The sequence below is a fragment of the Pseudomonas sp. GW821-FHT07G06 genome, from assembly GCF_058986625.1.
The window spans coordinates 76,562-96,730 of record NZ_JBYSVW010000010.1 but is presented as its reverse complement, the minus strand read 5'-3'; the positions used below and the strand labels follow the sequence as shown (position 1 = coordinate 96,730).

17 protein-coding genes are annotated in these 20,169 nt (G+C 59.4%); 16 read left to right on the top strand and 1 reads right to left on the bottom strand.

The features are described 5' to 3' along the window. Positions 1-29: 29 nt before the first annotated feature. From dnaE to ispD, 8 genes are all read left to right on the top strand, one after another. A complete protein-coding gene (gene dnaE / locus AC3WJW_RS18125; RefSeq protein WP_493726871.1) occupies positions 30-3,551 on the top strand; it encodes a DNA polymerase III subunit alpha in 3,522 nt (1,173 codons plus the stop codon). Between the two features lie 139 nt (positions 3,552-3,690). Next, positions 3,691-4,638: an acetyl-CoA carboxylase carboxyltransferase subunit alpha gene (locus AC3WJW_RS18120; protein WP_493726870.1), complete on the top strand. Its 948-nt coding sequence runs from the start codon at positions 3,691-3,693 to the stop codon at positions 4,636-4,638. Between the two features lie 133 nt (positions 4,639-4,771). After that, on the top strand, positions 4,772-6,100 hold the full coding sequence (tilS, locus tag AC3WJW_RS18115) for a tRNA lysidine(34) synthetase TilS (RefSeq protein ID WP_493726869.1): 1,329 nt from the start codon (positions 4,772-4,774) through the stop codon (positions 6,098-6,100). A 274-nt stretch (positions 6,101-6,374) separates the two neighbouring features. Beyond that, the gene (gene pyrG, locus AC3WJW_RS18110) at positions 6,375-8,006 is read left to right on the top strand and encodes a CTP synthase (RefSeq protein WP_007996939.1); all 1,632 of its coding nucleotides are present in this window, start codon (positions 6,375-6,377) and stop codon (positions 8,004-8,006) included. A 5-nt stretch (positions 8,007-8,011) separates the two neighbouring features. Beyond that, positions 8,012-8,857, top strand: coding sequence for a 3-deoxy-8-phosphooctulonate synthase (kdsA, locus tag AC3WJW_RS18105; protein ID WP_007970708.1), 846 nt, complete (start codon positions 8,012-8,014; stop codon positions 8,855-8,857). A 156-nt stretch (positions 8,858-9,013) separates the two neighbouring features. Further along, positions 9,014-10,303 carry a phosphopyruvate hydratase gene (eno, locus tag AC3WJW_RS18100; protein WP_007990244.1) on the top strand — a complete coding sequence of 430 codons (1,290 nt, stop codon included), beginning with the start codon at positions 9,014-9,016 and terminating at the stop codon, positions 10,301-10,303. Between the two features lie 169 nt (positions 10,304-10,472). After that, the gene (gene ftsB, locus AC3WJW_RS18095; RefSeq protein WP_116582999.1) at positions 10,473-10,751 is read left to right on the top strand and encodes a cell division protein FtsB; all 279 of its coding nucleotides are present in this window, start codon (positions 10,473-10,475) and stop codon (positions 10,749-10,751) included. Then, positions 10,748-11,455, top strand: a complete 708-nt coding sequence (gene ispD / locus AC3WJW_RS18090) for a 2-C-methyl-D-erythritol 4-phosphate cytidylyltransferase (RefSeq protein ID WP_493726868.1) — start codon at positions 10,748-10,750, stop codon at positions 11,453-11,455. Before ftsB ends, ispD begins: the two co-directional genes overlap by 4 nt. A gap of 81 nt (positions 11,456-11,536) precedes the next feature. Here ispD and AC3WJW_RS18085 read toward each other — a convergent pair whose 3' ends face one another. After that, a complete protein-coding gene (locus AC3WJW_RS18085; protein WP_458373321.1) occupies positions 11,537-12,433 on the bottom strand; it encodes a LysR family transcriptional regulator in 897 nt (298 codons plus the stop codon). A gap of 107 nt (positions 12,434-12,540) precedes the next feature. Here AC3WJW_RS18085 and AC3WJW_RS18080 point away from each other — a divergent pair, with 107 nt between their 5' ends. The 8 genes from AC3WJW_RS18080 (at position 12,541) to rpoS (ending at position 19,758) form a co-directional block, all read left to right on the top strand. Then, complete coding sequence (locus AC3WJW_RS18080; RefSeq protein ID WP_007970717.1) at positions 12,541-13,653, top strand: S-(hydroxymethyl)glutathione dehydrogenase/class III alcohol dehydrogenase; 1,113 nt, start codon at positions 12,541-12,543, stop codon at positions 13,651-13,653. A gap of 85 nt (positions 13,654-13,738) precedes the next feature. Continuing rightward, positions 13,739-14,590 carry an S-formylglutathione hydrolase gene (fghA, locus tag AC3WJW_RS18075; protein ID WP_493726956.1) on the top strand — a complete coding sequence of 284 codons (852 nt, stop codon included), beginning with the start codon at positions 13,739-13,741 and terminating at the stop codon, positions 14,588-14,590. Positions 14,591-14,633: 43 nt separating this feature from the next. After that, entirely contained in the window at positions 14,634-15,107 is a 474-nt protein-coding gene (gene ispF / locus AC3WJW_RS18070) for a 2-C-methyl-D-erythritol 2,4-cyclodiphosphate synthase (RefSeq protein ID WP_007970721.1), read from the top strand. Further along, entirely contained in the window at positions 15,104-16,162 is a 1,059-nt protein-coding gene (gene truD / locus AC3WJW_RS18065; protein ID WP_493726867.1) for a tRNA pseudouridine(13) synthase TruD, read from the top strand. Before ispF ends, truD begins: the two co-directional genes overlap by 4 nt. Next, complete coding sequence (gene surE / locus AC3WJW_RS18060) at positions 16,150-16,899, top strand: 5'/3'-nucleotidase SurE (protein WP_258684425.1); 750 nt, start codon at positions 16,150-16,152, stop codon at positions 16,897-16,899. The genes truD and surE overlap by 13 nt, the downstream gene beginning before the upstream one ends. A 41-nt stretch (positions 16,900-16,940) precedes the next feature. Next, complete coding sequence (locus tag AC3WJW_RS18055; RefSeq protein ID WP_172435346.1) at positions 16,941-17,576, top strand: protein-L-isoaspartate(D-aspartate) O-methyltransferase; 636 nt, start codon at positions 16,941-16,943, stop codon at positions 17,574-17,576. Between the two features lie 211 nt (positions 17,577-17,787). Next, entirely contained in the window at positions 17,788-18,645 is an 858-nt protein-coding gene (locus AC3WJW_RS18050; RefSeq protein WP_218476637.1) for a peptidoglycan DD-metalloendopeptidase family protein, read from the top strand. Between the two features lie 105 nt (positions 18,646-18,750). Then, positions 18,751-19,758, top strand: coding sequence for an RNA polymerase sigma factor RpoS (gene rpoS / locus AC3WJW_RS18045; protein ID WP_493726866.1), 1,008 nt, complete (start codon positions 18,751-18,753; stop codon positions 19,756-19,758). The last annotated feature ends 411 nt before the right edge of the window (positions 19,759-20,169 follow it).

Here is a 20,169-nt window from a genome sequence, read left to right as displayed (position 1 = left end):
TTGTTTTCATGACTTAACGCAGGATCACTATGCCGGCTTCATTCGTTCACCTACGCCTGCACACTGAATACTCCCTGGTCGACGGTCTGGTGCGGATCAAGCCGCTGGTCAAGACCCTGGTCGGCATGAACATGCCTGCCGTGGCGGTCACCGACCAGAACAACATGTGTTCCCTGGTCAAATTCTATAAAAACGCCATGGGTGCCGGGATCAAGCCGATCTGTGGCGCCGACCTGTGGCTGTCGAACAAGGATCCGGACAACCCGCTGAGCCGGATCAGCCTGCTGGTGATGAACGCCGAAGGCTATCGCAACCTCACCGAACTGATTTCCCGCGGCTTTATCGAAGGTCAGCGCAATGGCGCAATCATCATCGAGCGTGAATGGGTCGCTGAAGCCAGCGCCGGCTTGATCATGTTGTCGGCGGCCAAAGAGGGCGAGATCGGCCAGGCCATGCTCAGCGGCAACCCCGCCGAGGCCGAAACCCTGACCCGCGAATGGATGGACGTGTTTCCGGATCGTTTCTACCTGGAGATCCAGCGCACCAACCGCCCCAACGATGAAGAACAGCTGCACGGCGCCGTGGCCCTGGCCGAGAAGCTCGGTGCGCCGCTGGTGGCGACCAACGACGTGCGTTTCATCAAGCAGGAAGACTTCGCCGCCCACGAAACCCGCGTCTGCATCGGTGAGGGCCGTGCCCTCGACGATCCGCGGCGTTCGAAGAATTACAGTGATCAGCAGTACCTCAAAAGCGCCGAGGAAATGGCCGAGCTGTTCAGCGACATTCCCGAAGCGCTGGAAAACACCGTCGAGATCGCCAAGCGTTGCAACATCGAAGTGAAGCTGGGTACGCACTTCCTGCCCAACTTCCCGATCCCCGATGGCATGACCATCGACGAATACTTCCGCAAGGTGTCCTTCGATGGCCTGGAAGAGCGCCTTGCCGTCCTGCTGCCCAAGGACACCACCGAAGACTATGAAGCCAAGCGTCAGGTCTATGTCGACCGGCTGAATTTCGAGCTGGATATCATCATCCAGATGGGCTTCCCCGGTTACTTCCTGATCGTGATGGACTTTATCCAGTGGGCCAAGAACAACGGCGTGCCGGTAGGTCCTGGCCGTGGGTCGGGTGCCGGATCGCTGGTGGCCTATGTGCAGAAGATCACCGACCTCGACCCGCTGGAATATGACCTGCTGTTCGAACGTTTCCTTAATCCGGAACGGGTATCGATGCCCGACTTCGACGTCGACTTCTGCATGGACGGTCGCGATCGGGTGATCGACTACGTGGCCGAGAAGTACGGTCGCAACGCGGTAAGCCAGATCATCACCTTCGGTTCCATGGCGGCCAAGGCCGTGGTTCGCGACGTGGCGCGGGTGCAGGGCAAGTCCTACGGCCTGGCGGACCGTCTGTCGAAGATGATCCCGTTCGAAGTCGGCATGACCCTGGAAAAGGCCTACGAGCAGGAAGAGATCCTGCGCGACTTCATCAAGGTCGATGAAGAAGCCGCGGAAATCTGGGAGATGGCCCGCAAGCTCGAAGGCGTTGTGCGTAACGTCGGCAAGCACGCCGGTGGCGTGGTGATCGCCCCGACCAAACTGACCGACTTCTCGCCGATCTACTGCGACGAGGCGGGCGATGGCCTGGTAACCCAGTTCGACAAGGACGACGTTGAAGCAGCCGGTCTGGTGAAGTTCGACTTCCTCGGCCTGCGGACCCTGACGATCATCGATTGGGCGCTGAAAACGATCAACCGCGACCGCGCCAAGGTCAACGAGCCGCCGCTGGATATCGCGTTCATCCCGCTGGACGACAAGCCGACCTACACCTTGCTGCAAAAAGCCGAAACCACGGCGGTGTTCCAGCTTGAGTCCCGGGGCATGAAGGAGCTGATCAAAAAGCTCAAGCCCGACTGCCTGGAAGACTTGATCGCACTGGTGGCCCTGTTCCGTCCGGGCCCGCTGCAATCGGGCATGGTGGACGACTTCATCAACCGCAAGCACGGTCGCGCCGAGCTGGCGTATCCGCACTCGGACTACCAGTACGAAGGCCTCAAGCCCGTACTGGCACCGACCTACGGCATCATCCTGTATCAGGAACAGGTGATGCAGATTGCCCAGGTCATGGCTGGCTACACCCTCGGTGGTGCGGACATGCTGCGTCGCGCCATGGGTAAGAAAAAACCCGAGGAAATGGCCAAGCAGCGCGGCGGTTTCATTGAGGGTTGCGCCACCAACAATATCGACGCGGACCTGGCCGGTAACATTTTCGACCTGGTGGAAAAATTCGCCGGTTACGGGTTCAACAAATCCCACTCCGCGGCCTATGGCCTGGTGTCGTACCAGACCGCGTGGCTGAAGGCGCACTACCCGGCGCCGTTCATGGCCGCGGTACTCTCGGCGGATATGCACAACACCGACAAGGTCGTGACCTTGATCGAAGAAGTGCGGACCATGAAGCTGCGTCTCGACGCACCGGACGTCAACACCTCCGAATTCAAGTTCACGGTGAACGACGAAGGCCGGATCATCTACGGCCTGGGTGCCATCAAGGGCGTGGGTGAGGGACCGGTCGAGGCCATCACCGAAGCGCGTCTGGCCGGTCCGTTCAAGGATCTGTTCGATTTCTGCGCCCGGGTCGACCTCAAGCGCATCAACAAGCGCACCCTCGACGGTTTGATCCGCAGCGGTGCCCTGGATCGCCTCGGGCCGTACTTCCACGATGAGCAGAAAGCCTACCAGGCCAACATCGACCGCAATCGCGCGGTGCTGCTGACGGCCATGGAAGAAGCGATCAAGGCGGCCGAACAGACCGCACGCACCCAGGACAGCGGTCACTCGGACCTGTTTGGCGGTCTGTTTGTCGAGGAAGACGCCGATGTCTACGCCAATCACCGCAAGGCCAAGGAGCTGACCCTCAAGGAGCGTCTCAAAGGCGAGAAAGATACCCTGGGCCTGTACCTGACCGGTCACCCGATTGACGAGTACGAGGGTGAAATCCGTCGCTTCGCCCGGCAGCGCATCATCGATCTGAAACCGGCGCGTGATACCCAGACTGTCGCCGGGATGATCATCGCCTTGCGGGTGATGAAGAACAAAAAGGGCGACAAGATGGGGTTCATCACCCTCGATGACCGCTCCGGGCGGATCGAGGCCTCGCTGTTTTCCGAAGCGTTCCATTCGGCGCAGTCACTGTTGCAGACCGACGCGATGGTGGTGGTCGAAGGCGAGGTCAGCAACGACGACTTCTCCGGTGGCCTGAAATTGCGGGTCAAGCGGGTGATGAGCATGGAAGATGCGCGCACCAACCTGGCCGAAAGCCTGCGCCTGAAGCTGCATGCCAAGGATCTCAAGGGTGATCAGCTACGCTGGTTGGGCGAGTTGTTGAAGCGTCACCGCGGTGCGTGCCCGATCACCATGGACTACACCAGCCCTGATGCGAAGGCCTTGTTGCAGTTCGGCGAGGGCTGGCGGATCGATCCGGCGGATGCGTTGATTCAAGCCCTGCGTGACCAGTTCGGGCGAGACAACGTCTTCCTCCAATACCGTTGACGGTCAGTGCTATCAGATTGCCCTGACCCAGACCTGAATTTTTAATCTCGACCTCAACGCGCCTGTCCCTTAAGGTAGGGCGCGAATAGACAACCGGCCGGCCCAAGACTCCTTGGGACTCGACCCAAGACGGACGCCTATGAACCCGAATTTTCTAGATTTCGAACAGCCGATCGCCGACCTGCAAGCCAAGATCGAAGAGTTGCGCTTGGTCGGTAATGACAATTCGCTGAATATCGGCGATGAGATCTCCCGCCTGCAGGACAAGAGCAAAACGCTGACCGAAGACATTTTCGGCAAGCTGACCAGCTGGCAGATCGCACGCCTGGCACGTCACCCGAAACGTCCGTATACCCTGGACTACATCGAACACATCTTCACCGAGTTCGACGAACTGCACGGTGACCGTCACTTCTCCGACGACGCGGCCATCGTTGGCGGCATCGCCCGTCTGGACGACAAGCCGGTCATGGTCATCGGCCACCAGAAGGGCCGTGAAGTGCGCGAAAAGGTTCGCCGCAACTTCGGCATGCCGCGTCCGGAAGGCTACCGCAAGGCTTGCCGCCTGATGGAAATGGCCGAACGCTTCAAGATGCCGATCCTGACCTTCATCGACACCCCGGGCGCCTACCCTGGCATCGACGCTGAAGAGCGCAACCAGAGCGAAGCGATTGCCTGGAACCTGCGGGTGATGGCGCGCCTGAAAACCCCAATCATCGCCACCGTGATCGGTGAGGGTGGTTCCGGTGGTGCACTGGCAATCGGTGTCTGCGACCAGTTGAACATGCTGCAATACTCGACCTACGCGGTGATTTCGCCGGAAGGTTGCGCTTCGATTTTGTGGAAAACCGCCGAGAAGGCACCGGATGCCGCAGAAGCGATGGGCATCACCGCCGAGCGCCTCAAAGGCCTGGGCATCGTGGACAAGGTGATTGGCGAGCCATTGGGTGGCGCGCACCGTGACCCGGCTACTGCCGCTGCGTCGATCCGCGCCGAGCTGAGTTCGCAACTGGCAATGCTGAAGAAGTTCGACAACGACGCGCTGCTCAAGCGCCGTTACGATCGTCTGATGAGCTACGGTCTCTAAGCCGAACACGCAGTGCCCATGTGGGAGCGAGCTTGCTCGCGATGAGGGTGTAACAGTCGACGAATGTGTTGAATGTTAGGCCGCTATCGCGAGCAAGCTCGCTCCCACATTTGATTTGTGCATAGAGGCAGATATGAGTCAGTCCGCGATTGATTTGCCTTCCAGGCTTTTGCTGAATCTGAAACCGTGGCGCAATGCTGCGACCTGGCGTATCGCCTTCTCCGGCGGCCTGGACTCCACTGTCCTGCTGCATCTGCTGGCACATCTTGCAACAACCGAATCCCTGCCGGCGCTGAGCGCCATCCATGTTCATCACGGTCTTCAAGCCGTGGCCGATGTTTGGCCGGAACATTGTCGTTCTGTGTGCGCTTCGCTGGGCGTCCCGTTGCAGATCGTTCGTGTACAGGTGCAGCCTGGCGCCAGTCTGGAGCGGTCGGCCCGGAACGCGCGGTATTACGCGTTCACCGAAGTGACGCAAACCGATGACGTGCTGCTGACCGCCCAGCACCGCGACGATCAGGCGGAAACCTTGCTGTTCCGTTTGTTGCGTGGGGCCGGTGTGCGCGGGCTGTCGGGTATGCCGCGTCAGCGCCCGTTGGGCAAGGGCCATCTGCTGCGGCCATTGCTCGATGTCACGCGGGCTGAACTGGAGGCCTATGCCAACGAGCATGGCTTGAGCTGGATCGAAGATCCTTCAAACGAAGATCGGCAGTTCTCGCGCAACTACCTGCGGCATCAAGTCTTCCCCGCCTTGACCCGGCGCTGGCCACAAGCGGTGGCAACCATGGCCCGCAGCGCGGCGCATCAGACTGAAGCGCAGGGGTTGCTCGAAGAACTGGCGGACATGGATTTGCGTGAGGCCAACTCTGTCAGTGAGTTCGCCTGGCTGGGCCTGCGATCCCTTGAACTGACGTCGCTTGCGCAACTCTCCGATGCCCGGCAGCGCAATGCCCTGAGTCATTGGCTCGAACCGCTGACCCGCCTGCCGGACACTGACCATTGGTCGGGTTGGAAGAATTTGCGCGACGCCAGCGGCGATGCCTGCCCGGTGTGGCGGCTGGCCGATGGCGAGTTGCATCGGGCGGGCGGGCGGATCTGGTGGTTGTCGGGCTGCTGGTTGCGCCCTCTGCCTGTCGCCGGAACGTGGCAGGACCCGCGTTCACCGCTGGTAATCCCGGACAACGGCATGCTGTCGCTCACCGGGCAAATCCCCGATGGCCCGTTGCAGATCCGCTATCGTGAAGGGGGAGAGGTCATGGCCTTGCCAGGTCGTGGCCATCGGGATCTGAAACGTTTGCTCAATGAAAGCGCTGTACCGTCCTTCGTACGCGGCAGATTGCCGCTGCTCTACAAAGAGGGGCAATTGCTGGCGGTAGCGAACATCAACGGGCTCGATGGCGGTGCGATCGGTAACTGGCATTTGCATTGGCAGCCACTGAACGAAGATCAAGGTTTGAGCTGAAAGGGGCTTTCCGGTAGACTACGCTCCCTTCTTGATACAACTTCTGTGGATTCGCCTGAATTGCAGGAGTTGCCGATTACCAAGCAGTCTTTGCTGGGCGATTCCAAAAAATGTGTAGCGAGCAACGAACCGGTGATTCATTTCCCGGTCTGTCCCAACGCGGCGGTTTTTTTGAAAGGTGCACTGTGATTAATGCAGGTGATCGGGGGCTTCGGCCTTCCTTCGCTTTCCCCGGCGGCTCGGACCGCTTTAACGCAGACTTCTAGGGTTTTTCATGACGCGCTACATATTCGTCACGGGCGGTGTTGTTTCTTCATTGGGGAAAGGCATTGCATCGGCATCATTGGCGGCCATCCTGGAGGCGCGGGGACTTAAGGTCACCATGCTGAAGCTGGACCCGTACATCAACGTCGACCCGGGCACCATGAGCCCGTTCCAGCACGGTGAAGTGTTCGTCACCCACGACGGCGCCGAGACCGACCTGGACCTGGGCCACTACGAGCGGTTCATCCGCACGACCATGACCCAGAACAACAACTTCACCACCGGCCGTGTCTACGAACACGTGCTGCGCAAAGAGCGCCGTGGTGACTACCTGGGTGCAACCATCCAGGTGATCCCGCACATCACCGACGAAATCAAGCGCCGCATCATCAAGGGTGCCGGCGACGCTGACGTGGCCATGGTCGAGATCGGTGGCACCGTAGGTGACATCGAGTCGCAACCGTTCCTCGAGGCGATCCGCCAACTGCGTTTCGAAGTCGGCGCCAAGCGCGCGATGCTGATGCACCTGACACTGGTGCCTTACATCGCCACTGCCGGTGAAACCAAGACCAAGCCAACCCAGCACTCGGTGAAGGAACTGCGTTCCATCGGCCTGCAACCAGACGTGCTGGTCTGCCGCTCCGACCACCCGATCGATGTGTCGTCGCGTCGCAAGATCGCGCAGTTCACCAACGTTGAAGAACGTGCGGTGATCGCGCTGGAAGACGCCGATACCATCTACAAGATCCCGGGCATCCTGCACTCCCAGGGCCTGGACGATTTCGTCGTCGAGCGCTTCGGCCTGCAATGTGGCGGTGCCGATCTGTCCGAGTGGGAAGCCGTGGTCGACGCCAAGCTCAACCCTGAGCACGAAGTCACCATCGCCATGGTCGGCAAGTACATGGAGCTGCTGGACGCCTACAAGTCGCTGATCGAAGCGATGAGTCACGCCGGCATCAGCAACCGTACCAAGGTCAACCTGCGCTACATCGATTCCGAAGACATCGAGAACCAGGGCACCGCGCTGCTGGAAGGCGTCGATGCGATCCTGGTGCCGGGCGGCTTCGGTCTGCGTGGCGTTGAAGGCAAGATCACTGCCGTTCAATACGCTCGCGAAAACAAGGTTCCATACCTGGGCATCTGCCTGGGCATGCAAGTGGCCGTTATCGAGTTCGCCCGTAACGTGATGGGCTGGAAAGACGCCAACTCCACCGAGTTCGATCGTGCAAGCGGTCACCCGGTCGTGGGCTTGATCACCGAGTGGGAAGATGCCACCGGCGCGGTCGAAATCCGTACCGAAGCTTCCGATCTGGGCGGCACCATGCGCCTGGGCGCGCAGGATTGCCTGCTGGAGCCGGGTTCCCTGGTTCATGGTTGCTACGGCAAGGACGTGATCGTCGAGCGTCACCGTCATCGCTACGAAGTGAACAACAACCTGCTGCCGCAAATCATGGAAGCCGGTTTGAAAATCTCCGGTCGTTCCGGGGATGGCGCACTGGTTGAAGTGGTTGAAGCACCGGATCATCCATGGTTCGTCGCTTGCCAGTTCCACCCTGAGTTCACCTCGACGCCACGCGACGGTCATCCGCTGTTCAGCGGTTTCGTCAAGGCCGCGTTGGCTCAACACCAGAAGAAGGCGTAACCCCGATGGCACAGAAGATCATCCGCGTCGGCGACATCGAGATTGCCAACGACAAACCCATGGTGCTGTTCGGCGGCATGAACGTGCTGGAAAGCCGTGACATGGCCATGCAGGTTTGCGAAGAGTATGTGAAGGTCACCGAAAAGCTCGGTATCCCTTACGTGTTCAAGGCCAGTTTCGACAAGGCCAACCGGTCTTCTGTGACCTCCTATCGTGGTCCTGGCCTGGAAGAAGGCATGCGCATCTTCCAGGACATCAAGCAAGCCTTCGGCGTGCCGGTCATCACCGACGTCCACGAGCCTGACCAGGCCGCGGTCGTCGCTGAAGTCTGCGACATCATCCAGTTGCCGGCCTTCCTGTCGCGCCAGACCGACCTCGTGGTCGCGATGGCCAAAACGGGCGCCGTGATCAACATCAAGAAAGCCCAGTTCCTCGCCCCTCAGGAAATGAAGCACATCCTGAACAAGTGCGTGGAAGCGGGTAATGATCAGTTGATTCTCTGCGAGCGTGGTTCGAGCTTCGGCTACAACAACCTGGTCGTCGACATGCTCGGCTTCGGCATCATGAAGCAGTTCGAATACCCGGTGTTCTTCGACGTGACCCACGCCCTGCAAATGCCTGGCGGTCGCTCCGATTCCGCCGGCGGTCGTCGCGCCCAGGTCACCGACCTGGCGAAGGCCGGCATGAGCCAATCGCTGGCCGGCCTGTTCCTGGAAGCCCACCCGGATCCGGACAACGCCAAATGTGACGGTCCTTGCGCCTTGCGCCTGGACAAACTGGAGCCATTCCTGGCCCAGCTCAAAGCCCTGGACGAACTGGTGAAGAGTTTTCCGACGGTAGAAACCGCGTAATCCTCAATTCTCCGGTAAAGTACCGCACGATTTAATGCTCAGGTCCTCGGGCCTGAGCCTTGTCGTCTGCAAGACTGCCCGCTGCACCTCACTTGCCGACGATCAAAGATTTCCTACAGCTGCGTCGTTTTCGTCAACTTTGGAGTGTTTACAACAATGGCTAAAATCGTCGACATCAAAGGTCGTGAAGTTCTCGACTCCCGTGGCAATCCCACCGTGGAAGCGGATGTGCTTCTCGATAACGGCATCATCGGCAGCGCCTGCGCGCCGTCCGGTGCTTCCACTGGCTCGCGTGAAGCGCTCGAGCTGCGTGATGGCGACAAGAGCCGTTACCTGGGCAAGGGTGTTCTGAAGGCAGTAGCCAACATCAACGGTCCGATCAAGGACCTGTTGAAAGGCATGGACCCAAGCGACCAGAAAGCGCTCGATCTGGCAATGATCAAGCTCGACGGTACTGAAAACAAAGGTTCCCTGGGCGCCAACGCGATCCTCGCCGTTTCCCTGGCTGCCGCCAAGGCCGCAGCACAGGACCAGGACCTGCCGCTGTACGCTCACATCGCCAACCTGAACGGCACCCCGGGTGTCTACTCGATGCCGGTTCCGATGATGAACATCATCAACGGCGGCGAGCACGCCGATAACAACGTCGACATCCAGGAATTCATGGTTCAGCCGGTTGGCGCCAAGTCTTTCTCGGAAGGTCTGCGCATGGGCACCGAGATTTTCCACCACCTCAAAGCCGTACTGAAGGCCCGTGGCCTGAGCACTGCGGTCGGTGACGAAGGTGGTTTCGCGCCGAACCTGGCTTCCAACGAAGACGCTTTGAAAGTGATCTCCGAAGCCGTGGCCAACGCCGGTTACAAGCTGGGCACCGACGTGACCCTGGCCCTGGACTGCGCGGCCAGCGAGTTCTACGAAGACGGCAAGTACAACCTGTCCGGCGAAGGCCAGGTGTTCACCGCCGAAGGTTTCGCCGACTACCTCAAAGGCCTGACCGAGCGTTACCCGATCATCTCCATCGAAGATGGCCTGGACGAGTCCGACTGGGCTGGCTGGAAGATCCTCACCGACAAGATCGGCGAGAAGACCCAGCTGGTAGGCGACGACCTGTTCGTCACCAACACCAAGATCCTGAAAGAAGGCATCGACAAGAAGATCGCCAACTCGATCCTGATCAAGTTCAACCAGATCGGCACCCTGACCGAAACCCTGGAAGCCATCCAGATGGCCAAGGCTGCCGGCTACACCGCAGTGATCTCGCACCGCTCCGGCGAAACCGAAGATTCGACCATTGCCGACCTGGCCGTGGGCACCTCGGCTGGCCAGATCAAGACCGGCTCCCTGTGCCGTTCCGACCGCGTTTCCAAGTACAACCAACTGCTGCGTATCGAAGAACAGTTGAACGGCAAAGCCAAGTACAACGGTCGTAGCGAGTTCCGCGGTTAAGCGGAAATTGGTAAAAAGACACCGGATTGTGTCGGAAAAATCGCTACAGCGACGTTTTTGCCACTAATCTGATGGCTTATAAGCACAAGCCTGGTTCTTCCAGGCTTCGTGCTATCAGAAGCTTCACGTTTGGCATGGCTGTCTTTTTTCACTGGATACCTGATATTCGATGCGCAGTCCCAATTGGTTGTTCCTCATTCTGCTTTTGTTGCTGGCTGGCCTGCAGTACCGCCTGTGGGTGGGAAACGGCAGTCTGGCGCAAGTGGCCGAGTTGACGCAGCAGATCGCGGATCAGCAAGCTGAAAACCAGACATTGCTGGAGCGCAATCGGGTAATGGACGCCGAAGTCAGTGAGTTGAAAAAGGGCATGGAGACCGTTGAAGAACGGGCTCGCCATGAGCTGGGCATGGTCAAGGATGGTGAAACCCTTTACCAGCTGGCGCAATGAACCAGACGTTACCGGCCTTCTGGGCCGTGATTCCTGCCGCGGGCGTTGGTGCCCGTATGGCCGCGGACCGTCCCAAGCAATACTTGCAACTGGGCGGGCGCACTATTCTCGAACACAGCCTCGGCTGTTTCCTTGATCATCCTTGCCTGAAAGGGCTGGTGGTCAGTCTTGCTGTCGACGATCCTTATTGGCCGAACCTGGCGTGTGCCAGTGATCCGCGTATTGCCCGGGTCGAGGGCGGTTCCGAACGTTCCGGATCGGTGCTCAATGCCTTGCTGCACCTGCATGCGCAGGGCGCTGACAATGAGGATTGGGTATTGGTTCACGATGCCGCACGGCCGAACCTCAGTCGCGACGATCTGGACAAGCTGCTGGCTGAACTGGCTGACGACCCTGTCGGCGGACTGCTGGCGGTTCCGGCACGGGATACGCTCAAACGGGTCGACAAGCACGGTCGCGTCGTCGAAACCGTGGATCGCAGTGTGATCTGGCAGGCCTACACGCCGCAGATGTTTCGCCTTGGGGCATTGCATCGGGCGTTGGCGGACAGCCTGGTGGCGGATGCCGTTATTACCGACGAAGCTTCGGCCATGGAGTGGGCCGGTTCGGCACCACGCCTGATCGAAGGGCGGTCCGATAACCTCAAGGTGACGCGTCCCGAAGATCTTGAATGGTTGAGGCAGCGTTGGGCTAATCGTCGCTAAAAGATCGCAGCCTGCGGCAGCTCCTACAGAGATCTGGTACGGATCCCTGTAGGAGCTGCCGCAGGCTGCGATCTTTTGATCTCAAACCCGATACTCCGGCCGCTCGGCCAACCCTTCCTTCAAAAAATCCACCAACTTGCGCACCTTCGGCGACAAATGCCGCTGCTGTGGATACAACGCCCACACCGCCGTATTTGGTGGTTGATGCGCTTCCAGCAACGAAATCAATGCGCCGCTCTTCAAATGCTCCAGCACGTAATAGTCCGGCAACTGACACAACCCCACGCCCTGTAGCGCCGCGTCCAGTACGGCTTGCCCACTGTTGCAGCGCCAATTTCCCTGGACTCGCTGGGAAAATTCCCGCCCGTTCTGCTCCAGTTGCCAGAGATCCGAACTGCCGATAAGGCAGTTGTGGCGGCTCAGTTCCGACAGGCTGTGCGGCCGGCCGTAGCGCTCAATGTAGGAGGGGGATGCGCAGAGAAACATGCGCCGTGGCGCGAGGCGGGTGGCAACCAGCCGTGAATCCTGCAAGCGCCCGAGACGGATCGCCAGATCGAGACCATCATGTACCAGGTCGAGCTGCCGGTTGGTCAATTCGATATCGATGCGCAGCTGCGGATACAGTCCCATGAAACGGGTCACCAGCGGCACGATGAAGCGTTCACCGTAAGCCACGGCGCACGTCATGCGCAGCATGCCTTTGGGCTCGCTGGTCAAGTCGCCCACCGCGCGCAGCGCCTCTTCGCGGCCGTCCTGCAAGCGTTGGCAATGTTGCAGGAACGTTTGCCCGGCCTCGGTCAGCGCGACCCGGCGGGTGCTGCGGTAGAGCAAACGGGTTTGCAGGCGCTCTTCGAGGCGTACGATTTGTCGACTGATATGGGAGGACGAAACCCCCAGGCGTTCCGCCGCAGCGGTGAACTGGTTGCACTCGGCAACGGCGACAAACTCGTCGATCCCTTCCCAGCGGTTTTCGGACATCGATGATTATCCCTGTGTGGCAATAATATTTTGCATTTACGTCGATTATTCATCGCTGAGCCATGGATTACACTCCCTGTCTCGTTTTTATTCACTGGAGAGCCATCATGATCAAGTCGCGCGCCGCCGTTGCCTTCGAGGCCAAGAAACCCCTCGAAATCGTTGAAGTCGATGTCGCCATGCCCAAGGCCGGCGAAGTCTTGCTGCGCGTGGTGGCCTCCGGTGTCTGCCATACCGATGCCTACACCTTGTCCGGCGCTGATCCGGAAGGCATCTTCCCGTCGATCCTCGGTCACGAAGGCGGGGCGATCGTTGAAGCCATCGGCGAGGGTGTGACCTCCGTGGCGGTTGGCGACCATGTGATCCCGCTGTACACCCCGGAATGTCGCCAGTGCAAATTCTGCCTGTCGGGCAAGACCAACCTCTGCCAGGCGATTCGCGCGACCCAGGGCAAAGGCTTGATGCCGGACGGGACTTCGCGTTTTTCCTACAAGGGCGAAACGATTTTCCACTACATGGGTACTTCGACCTTCTCCGAGTACACCGTACTTCCGGAGATTTCCGTTGCGAAAATCGCCAAGGAAGCGCCACTGGAAAAAGTCTGCCTGCTGGGCTGCGGTGTCACTACCGGTATCGGCGCCGTGCTCAACACCGCCAAGGTGAAGCCGGGTGATACCGTGGCCATTTTCGGCCTCGGCGGCATCGGTCTGTCGGCTGTGATTGGCGCGGTCAAAGCCAAGGCTGCCCGCATCATCGCCATCGACATCAACCCGGCGAAGTTCGAGATCGCCAAACAGCTGGGTGCAACCGATTGCGTGAACCCGAAAGACTTCGATCGTCCGATCCAGGAAGTCATCGTCGACATGACCGACGGCGGCGTCGACTTTTCCTTCGAGTGCATCGGCAACGTGCAGCTGATGCGCGCGGCACTGGAGTGCTGCCACAAGGGTTGGGGCGAGTCGGTCATCATCGGTGTTGCCGGTGCCGGCCAGGAAATCTCCACTCGTCCGTTCCAGCTGGTCACCGGCCGCGTCTGGCGCGGTTCGGCGTTCGGCGGTGTGCGTGGCCGTACCGAGTTGCCAAGCTATGTGGAAATGGCCGAGAGCGGTGAGATTCCGCTCGATACCTTCATCACCCACACCATGGGCCTGGAAGATATCAACAAAGCGTTTGACCTGATGCATGAAGGAAAAAGCATCCGCTCCGTCATTCATTTCTAAGAAGCAGCGGTAAGCCGCAAGCCATAAGCTGAAAGAGAGCGCGCCTCGACTTGCAGCTTCAAGCTTGTGGCTTGCAGCTGGGAGGATTCCCATGAGTTTGGAAAACATCTCCTGCCAGAAAAGTTTTGGCGGCTGGCACAAGCGCTATCGCCATCGCTCCGACGTGCTCGGCTGCGACATGGTGTTCGCCGTCTATCTGCCGCCGCAGGCGGAGCAGGGCGGCAAGCTGCCGGTGTTGTACTGGTTGTCCGGCCTGACCTGCACCGACGAGAACTTCATGCAGAAGGCCGGCGCCATGCGCATGGCCGCCGAGTTGGGGCTGATCATCGTCGCACCGGACACCAGCCCTCGCGGTCCTGATGTGCCGGGCGATCCGGATGGCGCCTGGGACTTCGGCCTCGGTGCCGGGTTTTACCTGAATGCCACCCAGGAACCCTGGTCGCGACACTATCGGATGCATGACTACGTTGTGCAGGAATTGCCGACATTGGTTGAATCCCATTTCCCGGCGTCGGACAAGCGCGGCATCAGCGGACATTCCATGGGCGGTCACGGCGCGCTGGTCTGTGCTTTGCGCAACCCGGGGCGTTATCGTTCGGTATCGGCGTTCTCGCCCATCAACAATCCGATGGATTGCCCGTGGGGGCAAAAAGCCTTCTCCCGCTACCTGGGAGAGGACCGTTCGAAATGGCGTGAATGGGATGCCTGTGCGTTGATTGCCGAGGCCGATGAAAAGCTGCCGCTGCTGGTCGATCAGGGGGATCGCGACGATTTTCTCGCCACCCAGCTCAAGCCTGAAGCCTTGCAACAGGCGACCAAACTGGCCGGTCATCCGCTGACGCTGCGCCTGCAACCGGGCTATGACCACAGCTATTTCTTTATCGCCAGTTTCATCGATGAGCACTTGCGGCATCACGCGCATGCTCTGGTTGGCTAATGCAGGTAGAATCACGCCCTGACAAAAATCGGGGCGTTTTTTTATGCGTATTGGCCACGGCTATGATGTGCACCGTTTCGCTGAAGGCGATTTCATCACTCTGGGCGGCGTGCGCATTGCACACAGCTTCGGGCTGCTCGCCCACTCTGACGGTGACGTGCTGTTGCACGCCTTGAGCGATGCCTTGCTCGGCGCCGCAGCGCTGGGCGACATCGGCAAGCATTTCCCGGATACCGACCCGCAATTCAAGGGCGCCGACAGCCGTGCGCTGTTGCGTCACGTCGTCGCGCTGGTCCATGCCAAGGGCTGGAAAGTCGGCAACGTCGACAACACCATCGTCGCCCAGGCGCCGAAAATGGCCCCGCATATCGAATCGATGCGCGCGCTGATTGCCGCGGATCTTCAAGTAGAGTTGGATCAAGTGAACGTGAAAGCTACCACCACCGAAAAGCTCGGCTTTGTCGGTCGCGAAGAAGGCATTGCCGTGCACTCCGTTGCCTTGTTGCTGCGCGCATGAACGAACTGCAATTGCTCGGCCCGCGGGCTTACGGTGAGGCCCTCGGCACGGCGGTCCTGAAGGCGATCGCGGAAGATTTCCAGGTCGACGAAGTCCTCGACATTCCACTGAGTGGCGAAGGCGAGCACCTGTGGATCTGGGTGGAAAAGCGCGGCTTGAATACTGAAGAGGCGGCACGACGGATTGCCAAGGCGGCCGGCGTGCCTTTGCGTACCGTCAGTTATGCCGGACTCAAGGACCGTCAGGCGTTGACTCGCCAGTGGTTCAGCGTGCAGTTGCCGGGCAAGGCCGACCCTGATCTGACAGCCGCGGAAAACGATACGCTGAAGATCCTCAAGACCGCCCGCCACAAGCGCAAACTGCAACGTGGAGCGCACTCTGCCAACGGCTTCACCTTGCGCCTGACGCAGTTCGCCGGTGACAAGCCTGCGCTTGAAGAGCGCCTGCAACTGATCGCCAAACAAGGCATCCCCAATTATTTCGGCGCCCAGCGTTTCGGCCATGACGGCGGCAACGTCGTCGATGCTCGCGCCTGGGCCGCGCGCAAGGCCTTGCCGGAGCAGCGTAACGTGCGCTCTCGACTGCTCTCCACGGCGCGCAGTTTTCTGTTCAACCAGGTATTGGCCGCACGTGTCGCCGACGGCACCTGGCAGCGTGCCCAGGTGGGCGATCTGCTGGCGTTCACCGACAGCCGCAGCTTTTTTCCGGCAGGCGAAGCCGAGTGCAGCGACCCGCGCCTGGCGATTCTCGATCTGCACCCGACCGGTCCGCAGTGGGGCGAAGGTGACTCGCCGGCCACGGGGGTTGTCCATGAACTGGAGCAGGCCATCGCCGCACGCGAAGCGGATTTGCGTGATTGGCTGATCAACGCCGGCATGAGCCACGAACGTCGCATCCTGCGACTGCCCATTGGCGGGTTGACGTGGCATTATCCCGAGCCTGACATTCTGCAACTGGAATTCGTCCTGCCGGCCGGATGCTTCGCCACCGTATTGGTGCGTGAGCTTGTTGATCTGGTGCCGGTGGGGCAGACGGACAGCCCATGCGTATTCTGATTTCTAACGACGATGGGGTAACAGCACCCGGTCTCGCCGCGCTTTATGCTGCGCTGGCGGATTATACCGAGTGCGTGGTTATCGCCCCGGACCAGGACAAGAGCGGCGCCAGCAGTTCGCTGACGCTCGACCGTCCGTTGCACCCGCAAACCCTGGCCAACGGCTTTATCAGCCTCAACGGCACGCCAACCGATTGTGTGCACCTGGGCCTCAACGGCCTGCTGGAGCGCGAAGCGGACATGGTGGTTTCCGGTATCAACCTGGGCGCGAACCTGGGGGACGATGTCCTGTATTCCGGCACGGTGGCGGCGGCCCTTGAGGGGCGATTCCTGAAACACCCTTCGTTTGCCTTTTCGCTGGTCTCACGCCAGGTAGAGAACCTTCCCACCGCTGCCCATTTCGCGCGCAAACTGGTTGAAGCCCATGCCGAGCTGGATCTGCCACCGCGAACGGTACTGAATGTGAACATTCCCAATTTGCCGCTGGACCGTATCCGCGGTATCCAGTTGACTCGCCTGGGGCATCGCGCCCGAGCCGCAGCACCGATGAAGGTGGTAGATCCGCGGGGCAAGTCCGGTTACTGGATCGCCGCGGCCGGGGATGCCGAGGACGGTGGTCCGGGGACCGATTTCCATGCGGTGATGCAGGGGTATGTGTCGATCACGCCGCTGCAGCTGGATCGCACCTTCAATGATGCCTTCAGAAGTCTGGACGGCTGGCTGGAGGGGCTGCGCTGATGGGTCGCGAACAAGACGATATGCTGCGTCGCGGCATCGGCATGACTTCCCAGCGAACCCGGGAGCGGCTGATCCAGCGCCTGTATGAAGAAGGCATCTCCAACGCGAGGGTACTGGAGGTCATTCGCCGGACTCCGCGTCACCTGTTCGTCGACGAAGCGCTGGCGCACCGTGCCTATGAAGACACCGCGCTGCCGATTGGCAACAACCAGACCATCTCCCAGCCTTATATGGTGGCGCGCATGAGCGAGCTGCTGCTGGAGGCCGGTCCCCTCGACAAGGTGCTGGAAATCGGCACCGGGTCGGGTTATCAGACGGCGGTGCTGTCGCAACTGGTCGAGCGAGTGTTCTCGGTCGAGCGCATCAAGGTTCTGCAGGATCGGGCAAAGGAACGTCTGGTCGAACTGAACCTGCGCAACGTGGTGTTCCGCTGGGGCGATGGTTGGGAAGGCTGGCCGGCACTGGCGCCGTACAACGGGATTATCGTCACCGCCGTGGCGACCGACGTGCCCCAGGCATTGCTTGACCAGTTGGCACCGGGAGGCCGAATGGTGATCCCGGTCGGGGCCGGCGAAGTCCAGCAATTGATGCTGATCATCCGCGAGGAACAAGGTTTTTCCAGGCATGTTCTGGGGGCTGTGCGCTTCGTGCCATTGCTCAATGGGCCATTGGCCTGAGCATTTGTTTCGGCGCGCTGAATTCTCTTCGATTGCCTTTGTCTTACAGCGGCATCGATTGCTTCAACGGGATTCATCTTCAGGCAGCAAACGTGTGCGCGACAGCGATTCGCCACATTAAAGGTAAAGCGTGCACGGCCCGTTATACTTGCGACAGTTCATGCCGGACTCCGGTATTTCACATTTTCAGCCACCACAGAGGGAGCGGCGGGTGAGTCTCACAGTCATTGCGCAGCGTATGAGTAAAACGAGCTTTCAGCGCCTGGTGACTGGCCTTGTCTTGAGTACATTGCTGGTCGGTTGTTCCAGCAACAAATCCAGCGATGTTCGTGTCGTGGATCGCAACAATGCCGCGGCTCAGCGTCCGGCCGTGACCACCGGGCAATACGTGGTGCGTCCCAAGGACACCCTGTTTTCCATTGCCTTCCGTTACGGCTGGGACTACAAGGCCCTTGCGGCCCGAAACAATATTCCAGCGCCCTACACCATCCATCCGGGTCAGACGATTCGCTTTGATGGTCGTACCGGTTCAACGTCGACGGCGGTGGTCAGTTCGTCCAGTTCAACGCCTTCGTCGTCGAGTAAAACCACGGTCATCCGTCGTTCGGCAAACGGTACGACCACCAGCACAACGACGGTTGTACCGTCCGTCGCGAGCAAGCCTGCCCCCGCTCCGTTGCCTCCTCCGGGGCCAGCCCCGACCGGCTGGGGATGGCCATCTAATGGCATTCTGATTGGAAAATTCTCTTCAAACGGTAGTTTGAATAAAGGAATTGATATCGCCGGAGATTTGGGACAGCCTGTTTTAGCTGCGTCTGATGGGACGGTGGTATACGCCGGGAGTGGCTTAAGGGGCTACGGCGAATTAGTGATCATCAAGCACAGTGAAACCTACGTCAGTGCCTACGGACATAACCGCAGGCTGTTGGTTCGGGAGGGGCAGCAGGTCAAGGTCGGACAGACAATTGCCGAAATGGGGTCAACGGGTACAGACCGGGTGAAACTGCATTTTGAGATTCGCCGCCAGGGTAAACCTGTAGATCCGCTGCAATTCCTGCCACGTCGTTGATCGCTTACCAGCCTGTTCCGTCGCGTAGAGGGGACAGGCTCCAGCGTTGCCAGGGAGAAAGGCGCCGCTTGAGCTTGAGGTCGAACTCACCAAAGGACTATAACAATGGCTCTCAGTAAAGAAGTGCCGGAGTTTGACATCGACGATGAGGTTCTCCTGATGGAGGGCAGCATCGATACGGATTCGATGTCGAATGATGAAGGGGCGGCTCCACCTTCCGTTCGTGCCAAATCCAAACACTCCGCATCGTTGAAACAACACAAGTACATTGACTACACGCGGGCACTCGATGCTACGCAGCTGTATCTCAATGAAATTGGTTTCTCTCCCCTGCTATCACCCGAAGAAGAAGTTCATTTTGCGCGCCTGTCGCAAAGTGGCGATCCGGCCGGGCGCAAGCGCATGATTGAAAGCAACCTGCGACTGGTGGTGAAAATCGCCCGACGCTATGTCAATCGTGGGCTGTCGCTGCTGGACCTGATCGAAGAGGGCAACCTCGGCTTGATCCGGGCGGTGGAGAAGTTCGATCCGGAACGCGGCTTCCGCTTCTCGACCTACGCGACCTGGTGGATTCGCCAGACCATCGAACGCGCAATCATGAATCAGACCCGGACCATCCGGCTGCCGATCCATGTGGTCAAAGAGCTGAATGTGTACCTGCGGGCTGCGCGGGAACTGACGCAAAAACTCGACCATGAACCCTCACCCGAAGAAATCGCCAACCTGCTGGAAAAACCGGTGGGAGAGGTCAAGCGTATGCTCGGCCTTAACGAGCGGGTTTCCTCCGTCGACGTCTCGCTGGGTCCGGATTCGGATAAAACCCTGCTCGACACCCTGACTGACGACCGCCCGACCGATCCATGCGAACTGTTGCAGGACGACGACCTGTCCCAGAGCATCGATCAATGGCTCTCGGAACTGACCGACAAGCAACGCGAAGTGGTTGTACGCCGCTTCGGCCTGCGCGGTCATGAAAGCAGCACCCTTGAAGACGTCGGCCTGGAAATCGGCCTGACCCGTGAGCGGGTCCGGCAGATTCAGGTGGAAGGCTTGAAGCGACTGCGCGAGATCCTGGAAAAAAATGGTCTGTCGAGTGAGTCGCTGTTCCAATAAGGCGCTCACTGCGATGGCATGAAAAACCCCGACTGGCTCGGGGTTTTTTATTGCCTGACTAAGAGATCGAATCCCCTCGGGATTTTGGTTTCGTGCTGTAAGCCCAGGCTTACACTTGCGTAAGTGTTCGTTATTTTTACACCCTGGCAATCGTCCATGTTGAACGACTTTCTTTTTTATCTTTTTGATTTATATAGCTATTTTTTATTATTAATGACGTGTGACAGCTGGGTTTCGCGCCAAGGAGCGATTGATCCCGCAGGGGAACACTCTAGTATTGAGGTTGTGTCGACGGACAGACACGTCCTTCAAGGATGAGGGATATGGAAATCGCAGGACGCGATTCATCAGGATGATGAAAAGGAACACAGGGAATAGGGAAAAAATGTGGGCGGGTCAAACCGCCCCTTT